This is a genomic window from Priestia endophytica DSM 13796 (assembly GCF_900115845.1).
GTDB lineage: Bacteria > Bacillota > Bacilli > Bacillales > Bacillaceae_H > Bacillus_I > Bacillus_I endophytica.
The window spans coordinates 529,499-542,747 of record NZ_FOXX01000001.1 but is presented as its reverse complement, the minus strand read 5'-3'; the positions used below and the strand labels follow the sequence as shown (position 1 = coordinate 542,747).

Annotated in this window: 12 protein-coding genes; 11 read left to right on the top strand and 1 reads right to left on the bottom strand. The window is 38.3% G+C overall.

Translation table 11 applies throughout. From position 1 onward, the window contains the following. Window positions 1-34 precede the first annotated feature (34 nt). From lepA to deoC, 10 genes are all read left to right on the top strand, one after another. Window positions 35-1,864, top strand: coding sequence for a translation elongation factor 4 (lepA, locus tag BM012_RS02790; protein WP_061802038.1), 1,830 nt, complete (start codon window positions 35-37; stop codon window positions 1,862-1,864). A gap of 71 nt (window positions 1,865-1,935) precedes the next feature. Further along, on the top strand, window positions 1,936-3,075 hold the full coding sequence (hemW, locus tag BM012_RS02785; protein WP_061802037.1) for a radical SAM family heme chaperone HemW: 1,140 nt from the start codon (window positions 1,936-1,938) through the stop codon (window positions 3,073-3,075). 85 nt (window positions 3,076-3,160) lie between these two features. After that, window positions 3,161-4,192 carry a heat-inducible transcriptional repressor HrcA gene (hrcA, locus tag BM012_RS02780; RefSeq protein WP_061802036.1) on the top strand — a complete coding sequence of 344 codons (1,032 nt, stop codon included), beginning with the start codon at window positions 3,161-3,163 and terminating at the stop codon, window positions 4,190-4,192. A 53-nt stretch (window positions 4,193-4,245) separates the two neighbouring features. Continuing rightward, the gene (gene grpE, locus BM012_RS02775; protein WP_061802035.1) at window positions 4,246-4,830 is read left to right on the top strand and encodes a nucleotide exchange factor GrpE; all 585 of its coding nucleotides are present in this window, start codon (window positions 4,246-4,248) and stop codon (window positions 4,828-4,830) included. Between the two features lie 31 nt (window positions 4,831-4,861). After that, window positions 4,862-6,694 (top strand): molecular chaperone DnaK, encoded by a 1,833-nt coding sequence (gene dnaK, locus BM012_RS02770; RefSeq protein ID WP_061802034.1) that lies wholly within the window; start codon window positions 4,862-4,864, stop codon window positions 6,692-6,694. A gap of 176 nt (window positions 6,695-6,870) precedes the next feature. Next, window positions 6,871-7,995, top strand: a complete 1,125-nt coding sequence (dnaJ, locus tag BM012_RS02765; RefSeq protein ID WP_061802033.1) for a molecular chaperone DnaJ — start codon at window positions 6,871-6,873, stop codon at window positions 7,993-7,995. 44 nt (window positions 7,996-8,039) lie between these two features. Continuing rightward, window positions 8,040-8,981, top strand: a complete 942-nt coding sequence (gene prmA, locus BM012_RS02760) for a 50S ribosomal protein L11 methyltransferase (protein ID WP_061802032.1) — start codon at window positions 8,040-8,042, stop codon at window positions 8,979-8,981. An 11-nt stretch (window positions 8,982-8,992) separates the two neighbouring features. Next, on the top strand, window positions 8,993-9,739 hold the full coding sequence (locus tag BM012_RS02755; protein ID WP_019391427.1) for a 16S rRNA (uracil(1498)-N(3))-methyltransferase: 747 nt from the start codon (window positions 8,993-8,995) through the stop codon (window positions 9,737-9,739). A 5-nt stretch (window positions 9,740-9,744) separates the two neighbouring features. Further along, a complete protein-coding gene (mtaB, locus tag BM012_RS02750; protein ID WP_061802031.1) occupies window positions 9,745-11,103 on the top strand; it encodes a tRNA (N(6)-L-threonylcarbamoyladenosine(37)-C(2))-methylthiotransferase MtaB in 1,359 nt (452 codons plus the stop codon). A gap of 136 nt (window positions 11,104-11,239) precedes the next feature. Then, window positions 11,240-11,908, top strand: a complete 669-nt coding sequence (deoC, locus tag BM012_RS02745; protein WP_019391429.1) for a deoxyribose-phosphate aldolase — start codon at window positions 11,240-11,242, stop codon at window positions 11,906-11,908. Window positions 11,909-11,938: 30 nt separating this feature from the next. Here deoC and BM012_RS02740 read toward each other — a convergent pair whose 3' ends face one another. Then, window positions 11,939-12,868: a Na/Pi symporter gene (locus tag BM012_RS02740; RefSeq protein WP_061802030.1), complete on the bottom strand. Its 930-nt coding sequence runs from the start codon at window positions 12,866-12,868 to the stop codon at window positions 11,939-11,941. Between the two features lie 202 nt (window positions 12,869-13,070). On the opposite strand from BM012_RS02740, the gene rpsU reads away from it, so the two are divergent. Then, window positions 13,071-13,244 (top strand): 30S ribosomal protein S21, encoded by a 174-nt coding sequence (gene rpsU, locus BM012_RS02735; protein ID WP_061802029.1) that lies wholly within the window; start codon window positions 13,071-13,073, stop codon window positions 13,242-13,244. The last annotated feature ends 5 nt before the right edge of the window (window positions 13,245-13,249 follow it).

Genomic DNA, 13,249 nt, shown 5'->3' with positions numbered 1-13,249 from the left:
TGTATTGTGTAGTTTAGTAGGAGTGTGGATACGTATGGATAAACAAGCAAAGCTAGAGCGTCAGTCACGCATTCGAAACTTTTCCATTATTGCTCATATTGATCATGGAAAATCGACGCTAGCAGACCGGATTTTAGAGAAAACGAATGCGCTGTCACAGCGTGAAATGAAGCAACAACTTTTAGATTCAATGGATTTAGAACGTGAACGCGGAATTACAATTAAGTTAAATGCCGTTCAGTTAACATATAAAGCTAGCGATGGCGAGGAGTATATCTTTCATTTAATCGACACGCCTGGACACGTCGATTTTACGTATGAAGTATCGCGAAGCCTAGCTGCTTGTGAAGGGGCCATTCTTGTTGTAGATGCGGCACAGGGAATTGAAGCTCAAACATTAGCGAACGTTTATTTAGCACTTGATAACGATCTTGAAATTTTACCTGTTATTAATAAAATTGATTTACCAAGTGCAGAGCCTGAGCGCGTCCGCCAAGAAGTGGAAGATGTAATTGGTTTAGATGCATCAGAAGCTGTTCTCGCTTCAGCAAAAGCGGGAATCGGAATCGAAGAAATTTTAGAAGAAATCGTTAAAAAAGTTCCTGCACCAACAGGAGATCCGTTCGGTCCGTTACAAGCTCTTATCTTTGATTCATTATACGATCCCTACAGAGGGGTTGTTGCCTACATCCGAATCGTAGAAGGTTCTGTTAAAGTAGGAGACAAAATTAAAATGATGGCAACAGGCAAAGAATTTGAAGTAACAGAGCTTGGAGTTTTTAATCCAAAACCTATTGCAAAAGATGAGCTAAGCGTTGGAGACGTAGGATTCTTAACAGCAGCAATTAAAAATGTAGGAGATACACGCGTAGGGGATACGATTACTCACGTGAAGAACGGGGCATCGGAACCTCTTCCAGGTTACCGTCGCTTAAAGCCAATGGTGTTCTGCGGGCTTTATCCTGTTGATTCTGCAAGATACAACGACCTTCGTGACGCGCTTGAGAAGCTTGAATTAAATGACTCAGCGCTAGAATTTGAGCCTGAAACATCACAAGCGTTAGGATTTGGTTTCCGCTGTGGATTTTTAGGACTTCTTCATATGGAAATCATTCAAGAGCGTATTGAGCGTGAATTTAACATTGATTTAATTACAACAGCGCCAAGCGTAATTTATGAAGTGCATACAACAAGTGATGAGCGTTTAGTTATTGACAACCCATCTAATATGCCTGATGCGCAGAAAATTAATCATGTTGAAGAGCCTTATGTTAAAGCAACTATTATGGTGCCGAACGATTATGTTGGTCCAGTTATGGAACTTTGTCAGCGTAAACGTGGTGATTTCATTGATATGCAATACTTGGACGAAAACCGAGTGAACGTTGTATATGAAATTCCACTTTCTGAAATTGTTTATGATTTCTTTGACCAGCTTAAGTCGAATACAAAAGGCTATGCTTCATTTGACTATGAGTTGATTGGATATAAAGAATCTAAGCTTGTGAAGATGGATATTTTGTTAAACGGTGAAAATGTTGATGCTCTATCCTTTATCGTGCATAGAGACTTTGCATATGAACGTGGAAAAGTCATCGTTGAAAAACTGAAAAAATTAATTCCTCGCCAGCAGTTTGAAGTTCCAATTCAAGCAGCCATTGGTCAAAAGATTGTAGCTCGTTCCAACATTAAAGCAATTCGTAAAAACGTATTGTCTAAATGTTACGGAGGAGATATTTCTCGTAAGCGTAAGCTGTTAGAGAAACAAAAAGAAGGTAAGAAGAGAATGAAACAAATCGGATCTGTTGAAGTACCACAAGAAGCTTTCATGGCTGTACTTCAAATGGACGAAGACGATAAATAAAAAAGACGAATACCGCAGAGCCTGCTCTGCGGTATTCGCTATGTTTTAATCATATAAAGAGGTGAAACCGTATGATTCGCGCTGCATACTTGCATATTCCGTTTTGTCATCACATTTGTCACTACTGTGATTTTAATAAAGTCTTTTTTGAAAATCAGCCTGTTGAACAATATTTAGAAGCTGTCAATAAAGAGATGGAAAAGACGATGGAAAACTTTCCAACAGATTATTTTAAAACTATTTTTGTTGGAGGAGGAACACCAACGGCTTTAACAGAAGAGCAGCTTGAAGTATTCTTACAGGGAGTTAAAAAATACTTACCGTTTGATGAGGAAACAGAGTATACATTTGAGGCAAATCCAAATGAACTAACAGTAGAAAAGCTTCAACTTATGAAAAAGTATGGAGTAAATAGATTAAGCATCGGTGTACAAACATTTAACGAAGAGCTTTTAAAAAAAATTGGGCGTGTGCATACTAACAGTCAAGTTGAACAAGTTATTGCACAAGCAAAAGATCATGGGTTTCATAATATAAGCATTGATCTCATGTATAACTTACCAGGTCAAACAATGGAAGATTTTAAGCAGTCTATTGAAAAAGCTGTTTTACTGAATGTTCCGCATATCTCTTCTTACTCACTTATTGTAGAACCGAAGACTGTATTCTATAATTTGCATCGAAAAGGAAAGCTTCACTTGCTTCCTCAAGAGAAAGAAGCCGAAATGTATGAATACTTAATGGATATACTAGCAAGTGAAGGATATGAGCAATACGAAATTAGTAACTTTGCTAAAAAAGGCTTTGAAAGTAAACATAATTTAACGTATTGGGAGAATAACGAATATTTTGGAATAGGTGCTGGTGCACATGGGTATATGAATGAGGTACGCCGAGCAAATGCAGGACCTTTAAAAAAATATATTCATGCTGTGGAAGAAAAAGGACATGCTTATATTGAAGAGCATAAAGTAACAGAAGCTGAAAAGATGGAAGAGGAAATGTTTCTTGGATTAAGAAAAGGCGAGGGTGTGAACAAAGCCATTTTCGAAACAAAGTTTTCTCGTTCAATGGATAGCATTTTCCATGAACAAATTGAAGATTTGAAAAAAAGAGGGCTTCTTGAAGAAGATAAACAAAGCGTATTTCTGACTCGTCAAGGAAAACTTCTTGGTAACGAAGTTTTTTCGCAATTTATTGGTGTTATCTAAATTATTGACAGCCACAATCTGATTTGGTAACTTAATAATAGATTTAGCACTCATCTGACTAGAGTGCTAACAGAGGTGATGTCAAGTGCTTACAATGCGTCAATTATTGATTCTACAAGCAATTGTTGATGACTTTGTTCAGTCTGCTCAGCCAATTGGATCAAGAACTCTTTCTAAGAAAGATACCATTCAATTTAGTTCTGCAACAATTCGTAATGAAATGGCTGACTTAGAGGAGCTTGGATTTATTGAAAAGACCCACAGCTCATCTGGGCGTGTTCCAAGTGAGAAGGGCTATCGCTATTATGTTGATCATCTGCTGTCTCCACAGCTTTTAACAGGATCAGAGATGAAAGTTGTTAAATCGCTTTTTGCTGAGCAAGTTTTTGAACTTGAAAAAGTAGTTCAAAATACAGCAACAATTCTTTCAGAAATGACGAATTTAACGTCCATTGCTTTAGGACCTAGTGCAGTGAGTCACAAAGTACGTCAACTCCAAATTTTACCTCTTTCAGAAGGGATGGCTGTTGCAATTATTGTAACGGATACAGGATATGTAGAAAGTAAAACTATTACATTGCCTTCTGCTGTTCGCTCAAGCGATTTAGAAAAGATGGTAAATATTTTAAATGAACGGCTTGTTGATGTTCCAATTAGTGAATTGCATGATAAGATTTACAAAGAAGTTGCTACTCTGTTAAAATCGCACTTGGAAAACTACGAAGAAACAATCGAAATGCTTGATGGTATTTTAACGTTTCCAAGTTCTCAAAAGATTTACATTGGGGGCAAAACTAATATTTTAACACAGCCTGAATTTCACGATGTGTCTAAAATGCGTTCTCTGCTTGAAGTGATGGAAAAAGGAGATCCATTTTATCCTTTGCTTCACACAGATGAAGCAGGGATTCAGGTGAAAATAGGCCGTGAGATTAATATGGCGCAAATGGATGAATGCAGTTTAATTACTGCAACGTATTCTATAAAAGCTCAGCAGTTTGGCACAATTGCTATCTTAGGGCCAACAAGAATGCCGTATGGACGTATTATTAGCTTGTTACAGCTTATTACAAGTGACCTTTCTAAAGTATTAACACATTTGTATCAAAAAGAGTAACAAGGGAAATATTGATAAAAGTTATTTTAGCCATTAGAGGGAGGTGAACAGGCATGTCAAACGAAAAAAACGTAATCAATGAAGAAGTAGAAGCTAAAGATGAAGTACAAGAGGATATTGAACCTGAAGCAAACGAATCTCAGCCTGTTGAAGGACAGGAAGAGGGCATTGAAGAACAAGAAGCTGAAGAAAGCGAAATTGAAGAGCTTAAACGTAAGCTTGAAGAGCAAGAAAATCGCTATCTTCGTCTACAAGCTGACTTCGATAACTCACGTCGTCGTGCTAAGCTTGATCTAGAGGCAGAGCGTAAGTATCGTGCTCAAAGTTTAGCAGAAGATATTTTACCTGCTCTTGATAACTTTGACAGAGCGCTTAGCGTTGAAACAGACGATGAGCAAACACAGTCTATTCTAAAAGGAATGACAATGGTGTACAATCAGCTTGTTGAAGCGCTGAAGAAAGAAGGCGTAGAGGCAATTGAGGCTGTTGGGCAACCATTTGATCCATATCAGCATCAAGCAATTATGCAAGTTTCGGATGATTCTTTTGATTCAAACGTTGTAGTAGAAGAACTACAAAAAGGATACAAATTGAAAGATCGTATCATTCGACCTGCAATGGTAAAAGTAAACGAATAAAAACTTACATATTTCAAGGAGGGAATCTTAAGTGAGTAAGATTATTGGTATTGACTTAGGAACTACAAACTCATGTGTTGCAGTATTAGAAGGTGGGGAACCAAAAGTAATCCCTAACCCAGAAGGTGGACGTACGACTCCATCTGTTATCGCGTTTAAAAATGGTGAGCGTCAAGTAGGGGAAGTTGCAAAACGTCAAGCAATTACAAACCCTAACACAATCATCTCAATCAAACGTCATATGGGTACAGATCATAAAGTGGAAGTAGAAGGAAAAGAATATACTCCACAAGAGCTTTCAGCTGTTATTCTTCAGTATTTAAAATCATATGCAGAAGACTATCTTGGCGAGCCTGTAACAAAAGCTGTTATCACAGTACCTGCTTATTTTAACGATGCAGAGCGTCAAGCAACAAAAGACGCTGGTAAAATTGCTGGACTTGAAGTTGAGCGTATCATCAACGAGCCAACAGCAGCAGCTCTTTCTTACGGTTTAGAAAAAACAGACGAAGATCAAACTGTTTTAGTATATGACCTTGGTGGCGGTACTTTTGACGTATCGATTCTTGAACTAGGAGATGGCGTTTTCGAAGTACGTTCAACAGCGGGTGACAACCGTCTTGGTGGAGATGACTTTGACCAAGTAATCATTGATCATTTAGTAGAAGAATTCAAAAAAGAGAACGGTATTGACCTTTCTAAAGATAAAATGGCTCTACAACGTCTAAAAGACGCTGCAGAAAAAGCGAAAAAAGATCTTTCAGGTGTATCTTCAACACAAATTTCTCTACCATTCATCACAGCTGGAGAAGCAGGTCCACTTCACTTAGAGCTTACATTAAGCCGCGCTAAGTTCGAAGAGCTTTCAGCACACCTTGTAGAGAAAACAATGGGTCCTGTTCGTCAAGCAATTAAAGATGCTGGCGTTACAAAAAATGAAATTAATAAAGTTATTCTTGTTGGTGGTTCAACTCGTATCCCAGCTGTTCAAGAAGCAATTCAAAAAGAAGTTGGTCAAGAGCCACATAAAGGCGTAAACCCTGACGAGGTTGTAGCACTTGGTGCAGCTGTTCAAGGTGGAGTTTTAACAGGTGATGTTAAAGACGTTGTTTTACTTGACGTAACACCACTTTCACTGGGAATTGAAACAATGGGTGGCGTGTTCACAAAACTTATTGAGCGTAATACAACGATTCCAACAAGCAAATCACAAGTGTTCTCAACAGCTGCTGATAACCAAACAGCTGTAGATATCCACGTACTACAAGGTGAGCGTCCAATGTCTGCTGACAACAAAACATTAGGTCGTTTCCAATTATCAGACATTCCAGCAGCACCACGCGGAGTACCACAAATTGAAGTATCATTTGATATTGATAAGAACGGTATCGTAAACGTAAGTGCAAAAGACCTTGGTACAGGTAAAGAACAAAACATCACAATCAAGTCTTCTTCAGGTCTTTCTGATGAAGAAGTAGAACGCATGGTAAAAGAAGCAGAAGAAAATGCGGATGCTGATGCAAAACGTAAAGAAGAAATTGAATTACGTAATGAAGCAGATCAACTTGTTTTCACAACTGAGAAAACGTTAAAAGATCTTGAAGGTAAAGTTGATGAAGCTGAAGTAACGAAAGCTAATGAAGCAAAAGACGCTCTAAAAGCTGCAATTGAGAAAAACGAACTTGAAGAAATCAAAGCGAAGAAAGATGAACTTCAAGAAATCGTTCAAGCTTTAACAATGAAGCTTTATGAGCAAGCACAACAAGCACAGCAGCAAGCTGGCGGCGAAGCTTCTTCAAATGGAGATGACAACGTTGTTGACGCTGAGTATGAAGAAGTAAAAGACGACAAAGAAAGCAAATAAGAGTGTGATTGAAAAGTCAAAGTCAGGCTTGCCTTGACTTTGGCTTTTTTTTTGAGATAAGAAATCAAAACAAAAGGAACCATTTAATCATCACGAAAGAGGTTTTTTTAATGTTGCCACTATGTTTGTTTTGGTGATACAATTACCTCTATGTGAAGAATCGGGAGTGAGAACGAATGAGTAAAAGAGATTATTATGAAGTACTTGGAGTAGGGAAATCTGCTACCAAAGATGAAATTAAAAAATCGTATCGTAAGCTCTCAAAAAAGTATCATCCGGACATTAACAAAGATGCGGATGCACCTGAAAAATTTAAGGAAATTAAAGAAGCTTACGAAGTGTTAAGTGATGATCAGAAGCGTGCCCACTATGATCAATTCGGCCATACAGATCCAAACCAAGGTGGATTTGGCGGCGGAGGAGACTTCGGCGGCGGGTTCGGCTTTGAGGATATTTTTAGCTCGTTTTTCGGTGGCGGTGGCGGCAGACGTCGTGATCCAAACGCCCCTCGACAAGGAGCAGATTTACAATATACAATGACGCTTTCTTTTGAAGAAGCGGCATTTGGAAAAGATACAACAATTGAGATTCCACGTGAGGAAACGTGTGACACATGTGATGGAAGCGGTGCTAAATCAGGATCGAAAGTTGACACATGCTCACACTGTAACGGAAGCGGTCAGTTAAATGTTGAACAAAATACACCATTTGGTCGTATTGTTAACCGTCGTGTTTGTCATCATTGTAATGGCAGCGGAAAAATTATTCGTGATAAATGTTCAACATGTCATGGAGCAGGAAAAGTTAAAAAACAGAAGAAGATCAGCGTGAAAATTCCAGCAGGCGTTGATGATGGTCAGCAGCTGCGTGTTGCAGGTCAAGGTGAACCAGGGGTGAACGGTGGCCCTCCAGGAGATTTATTTGTTGTATTCTCAATTCGTGCACATGAATTTTTCGAGCGCGAGGGAGACGACATTTATTGTGAAATGCCAATCACATTTTCACAAGCAGCACTTGGTGATGAGGTAGAAGTACCAACACTGCATGGAAAAGTAAAACTTAAAGTACCAGCAGGAACCCAAACAGGTACGAACTTCCGACTCCGTGGTAAAGGTGTGCCTAATGTGCGCGGCTATGGCCAAGGAGATCAACATGTTGTTATTCGTGTTATTACGCCAACAAAATTGTCTGAAAAGCAAAAAGAGCTTCTCCGCGATTTTGCTGAAGAGAGTGGCGAAGCAGTTGATGAACATGAAAATTCATTCTTTGACCGTGTGAAACGCGCGTTCAAAGGTGAATAATATAAAAATAAAAGAGAATTTAGAATAGAATGGAGTTGGTAGATATGAAATGGTCTGAAATTTGTATTCATACAACGAATGAAGCAATTGAACCGATTTCGAATATTTTACATGAAGCAGGTGCAAGTGGGGTCGTAATTGAAGACCCTACGGATTTAGTGAAGGAGTATGATACAACTTTTGGTGAAATCTACCAACTCAATTCTGAAGATTATCCAGATGATGGGGTTATTGTAAAAGCCTATTTACCTCTAAATAGTTTTCTTCCTGAGACAGTAGATGGCATTAAAGAGTCTATTAACGGTCTTTTATCCTATAATTTTGATCTTGGTCTAAATAAAGTGACAATTAGTGAAGTTCATGAAGAAGAGTGGGCAACAGCTTGGAAAAAGTATTATCACCCGGTCAAAATCTCACAGCGTTTTACTATTGTGCCAACGTGGGAAGACTATGAGCCAGTAAGTACAGATGAACTTATTATTGAATTGGATCCAGGGATGGCTTTTGGAACTGGAACACATCCAACAACAGTTATGTCTCTTCAAGCACTTGAAGCAACAGTTCAAAAAGGTGATACGGTAATTGATGTTGGAACAGGTTCTGGTGTATTAAGTATTGGAGCAGCCCTTCTTGAAGCTTCACATGTGCGAGCGTATGATTTAGATGAAGTAGCGGTAAAATCAGCGCGTGAAAACATTGAGCTAAACAGTGTGAATGAAGTCGTAACAGTTGGTCAAAACAACTTACTGAACGATGTGGAAGGACAAGCTGATATTATTGTGGCCAATATTTTAGCTGAAATTATCGTTCGTTTTGTTGACGATGCTTATAAGCTTGTGAAAAATGGCGGTACGTTTATTACATCAGGTATTATTATGACCAAGAAAGAAGAAGTGAAAGAAGCATTAACAAAAGCAGGCTTCCTTATTGAAGAAGTTATGGTTATGGAAGACTGGGTAGCGATTATTGCGAAGAAAGAACAGTAAGTGGTGTAAATATGCAGCGATATTTCGTAGAAAAACACGTTGATAATAAAATTGAGATTTGTGGAGAAGATGCTCGTCATATTGTAAAAGTGATGAGAATGACAAGCGGTGATAAAGTGCTTTGCTGTACGAAGGAAGGCAAAACAGCGCTAAGCATGATTACAGAGATAGCAAATGATTGTGTTCTTTTAGAGGTAGAAGAGTGGCAGGAAGAAGAAAAAGAGCTTCCTGTTTCCGTAACAATTGCGAACGGGCTGCCTAAAGGGGATAAGCTTGAGCTTGTTATCCAAAAGGGAACCGAGCTTGGAGCAGCCGAGTTTATCCCTTTCATTGCTGCTCGTTCAATTGTTAAATGGGATAGTAAGAAAGCTTCTAAAAAAGTAGAGCGTTTCAAAAAGATTGCAAAAGAAGCAGCAGAACAGTCACATCGTACTGTTGTCCCAAGTGTTGTTGAACCATGCTCATTGAATAAGCTTATAGAGGTTAGTGAAACGTATACACATAAAATTGTCGCGTATGAAGAAGAAGCAAAACGTGGTGAGAAAGCTAATTTTGCCTCCATTTTGTCACGTCTTCAAAAGGGCGATTCAATTATTATTGTTGTTGGGCCTGAGGGAGGTCTAACAGAGGAAGAAGTGGAAAAGTTAAGGCAAGCTAACTTTGTTCCATGCAGCTTTGGACCAAGAATATTACGTACAGAAACAGCCCCTTTTTATGCACTTTCTGCTGTTTCCTACGAGACTGAATTAATGAGGTGATTACAATGCCAAAAGTGGCATTCCATACATTAGGTTGTAAAGTAAACCATTACGAAACAGAAGCAATTTGGCAGCTTTTCCAAAATAACGGATATGAGCGCGTTGAATACGAGCAAACATCAGATGTATATGTTATCAATACCTGTACTGTGACGAATACTGGAGACAAAAAGAGTCGCCAAGTTATTCGTCGTGCCATTCGTAAAAATCCTGACGCAGTTATTTGTGTAACAGGATGCTATGCGCAAACATCACCAGCAGAAATTATGGCTATTCCTGGTGTTGATATTGTTGTTGGAACACAAGATCGTATTAAAATGCTTGAGTACATTGAACAATATAAAAAAGAGCGCCAGCCAATTAACGGTGTAACAAATATTATGAGAAACCGTGTGTATGAAGAGCTAGACGTACCGGCTTTCACTGACCGTACGCGTGCGTCCTTAAAAATCCAAGAAGGATGTAATAACTTCTGTACGTTCTGCATCATCCCTTGGGCTCGTGGTCTTATGCGTTCTCGTGATCCAGAAGAAGTCATTCGTCAAGCGCAGCAGCTTGTTGATGCAGGTTATAAAGAGATTGTGTTAACAGGTATTCATACAGGTGGATATGGTGAAGATATGAAAGATTATAATCTTGCAGCTCTGCTTCGTGATTTAGAAGCGAGAGTAGCTGGATTAAAGAGAATTCGTATTTCATCTATTGAAGCTAGTCAGATTACAGATGAAGTAATTGACGTTTTAAACAACTCTAACATTGTTGTTCGTCACTTACATGTGCCTCTTCAGTCAGGATCTAACACTGTTTTAAAAAGAATGCGTCGTAAATATACAATGGAATTCTTCGGTGAGAGACTTGATCGTCTTCGTGAAGCTCTTCCTGGCGTTGCCATTACTTCTGACGTTATCGTTGGCTTCCCTGGTGAAACAGAAGAAGAATTTATGGAAACTTATAATTTTATTAAAGACTACAACTTCTCTGAGCTTCATGTTTTCCCATATTCAAAACGTACGGGAACACCAGCAGCTCGTATGGAAGATCAAATTGATGAAGAAGTTAAAAATGAACGGGTTCATCGCCTTATTGAACTTTCAGATCAGCTAGCAAAAGAATATGCTTCAAACTATGAAGGTGAAGTGTTGGAAGTTATTCCAGAAGAAGTGGATAAGGAAAACCCAGAAAGCGGCCTTTTCATTGGCTATACTGATAACTATTTGAAAGTGAAATTCCAAGCAACAGAAGATATGATTGGTAAACTCGTTCGTATAAAGATTACGAAATCAGGATATCCATATAATGAAGGACAATTCCTTCGTGTTGTAGAAGATACGCTTACTTCTGAACATATAAAACTAAGCTCATAATAAAAACTCTGTGTCCATATTCTGGATACAGAGTTTTCTTTTCGTAAATATTGAATTCGACTCGTTTTTTTGGGAAGAAAATGATAGAATCAACAGGTACGGACAACTATAAGGTGCTTTGAAAGGAGCAAATATTATGTCAAAAGAGATCGCTAAAATGATTGATCATACACTGCTAAAAGCAGATGCTAAAAAAGAGGAAATTGAAAAGCTTTGTGAGGAAGCAAAAGAACATCATTTTGCTTCTGTATGTGTTAACCCAACATGGGTAAGTTTATCTTCTTCTCTATTAGAAGGAACAGATGTAAAAGTATGTACAGTTATTGGTTTTCCACTTGGAGCAAACACGCCTGAAGTGAAAGCGTTTGAAGCCCAAAATGCTATCTCAAATGGAGCAACAGAAGTTGATATGGTCATTAACATTGGAGCTCTTAAAGATGGAAATGATCAAGAAGTAAAGCGTGATATTCAAGCAGTTGTTGAAGCATCAAAAGGTGTTCTTGTAAAAGTCATTATTGAAACTTGTCTATTAACAGAGGACGAAAAAATTCGTGCATGCAAACTTGCAGTTGAAGCAGGAGCGGACTATGTGAAGACATCAACAGGATTCTCAACAGGCGGAGCAACTGTAGAAGACGTAGCATTAATGCGCAAAACAGTTGGACCAGACGTTGGTGTGAAAGCATCTGGGGGCGTACGTAACGCAGAAGGAGCAAAAGCAGTAATTGAAGCAGGAGCTACTCGTATTGGTGCAAGCTCAGGCATTGCTATTGTAAACGGCTATACAGCAGATACTGATTATTAAGGAGGAGCGGCTTATGCCGTACCTCCTTTTTTATGTTGGGCGGTAAGGTCTTTTTTTCTCTTTAACATGAATAATCAATTGTAGGAGTGGAAGAAATACAGCTGCTAAAAAGATGTGAGAACCTAAGAAAAATAAGCGTAACAATTCTTCTTCTGTGAAAAATAGCATCGAGAGTACGTGATGAAATGCATAGAATAGCGGAAGAAAGATACTTGTTCCTAAAGTGTTGATTAGTATATAAAATAAAGCTAAAAACTTTCCTTCTTTATTGCTCCCAATACTTGCTACTAAAGGAAAGAGAGAGGTGCCAATACTGATTCCCCAAAGCAGAAAAAGAGAAGATTTAAAAGATAAGGCTTGTTCTTTAATAGCCTCCAGCACAATTTCAAATAGAAATGTATGGGACTGAATAATTCCTCCTAATAATACTCCAATAATTGAACCAAGAAGTTCGTTTGATGACAAAGCATTCATAGAGTCTTGTACAAAAGTAAGGGGGAAAAGGGTATGTGAAAGCTCCTTGCATCCATTTAGAGAGACTGTTAAACATCCAAGTCCAAAAAGAATAACACCAATTGAAAAACTTTTTCGAGATGATAACATAATAAGAAGTGTACCGAGAAGTAAAAGTGGTAACACCAAATTTGAAACAGGGAAGAAAACGAAGCTAGGAATCCAAGCTCCAATGTTTGCTCCTAGTGTAACAGATAGTGCTTTATGAAGGGTGAGAAATCTAGCTGAAACAAGCACAATGGCAATGATTATAACAACAGAACTGCTTTGAGTAATAAATGTGATAAGTATCCCTGTAAGGAAACTGTGTACAGATGTTTTTGTAAGAAAGGAAAGCTGATTTCTTAAAGGTTGGTTCTCAAAATTTTGAAGTCCTATCTTTAAAAGGAGCATTCCAAAAAGAAAAATTGTCAAAAAGACAGCGAAAAAAGAAAGCACTTCAATCATAAATTTCACCTCTTCTCATTATAGTGAAAAGAGATGTTTTTCTATGCCAACTTTTTAGGACAGAAAAGACGTTATTTTCTCATTCAACTTATATGCGAATACAGTTGACCTTTAAAATCATTTGTATTATAATTGCAAAAGACATGTTTTTTCACATGTAATTAATCGATGGTAGTGGTTTGTTCGGAGGGAGGGAAATAGAATGTCAAAAACGACCGTTCGTAAAAACGAATCGCTTGAAGATGCTCTTCGACGCTTTAAACGTCAAGTATCAAAAACTGGTACTTTGCAAGAAGCACGTAAGCGTGAATTCTATGAAAAGCCTAGCGTAAAACGCAAGAAAAAGTCTGAAGCAGCACGTAAACGTAAATTTTAAAAGAG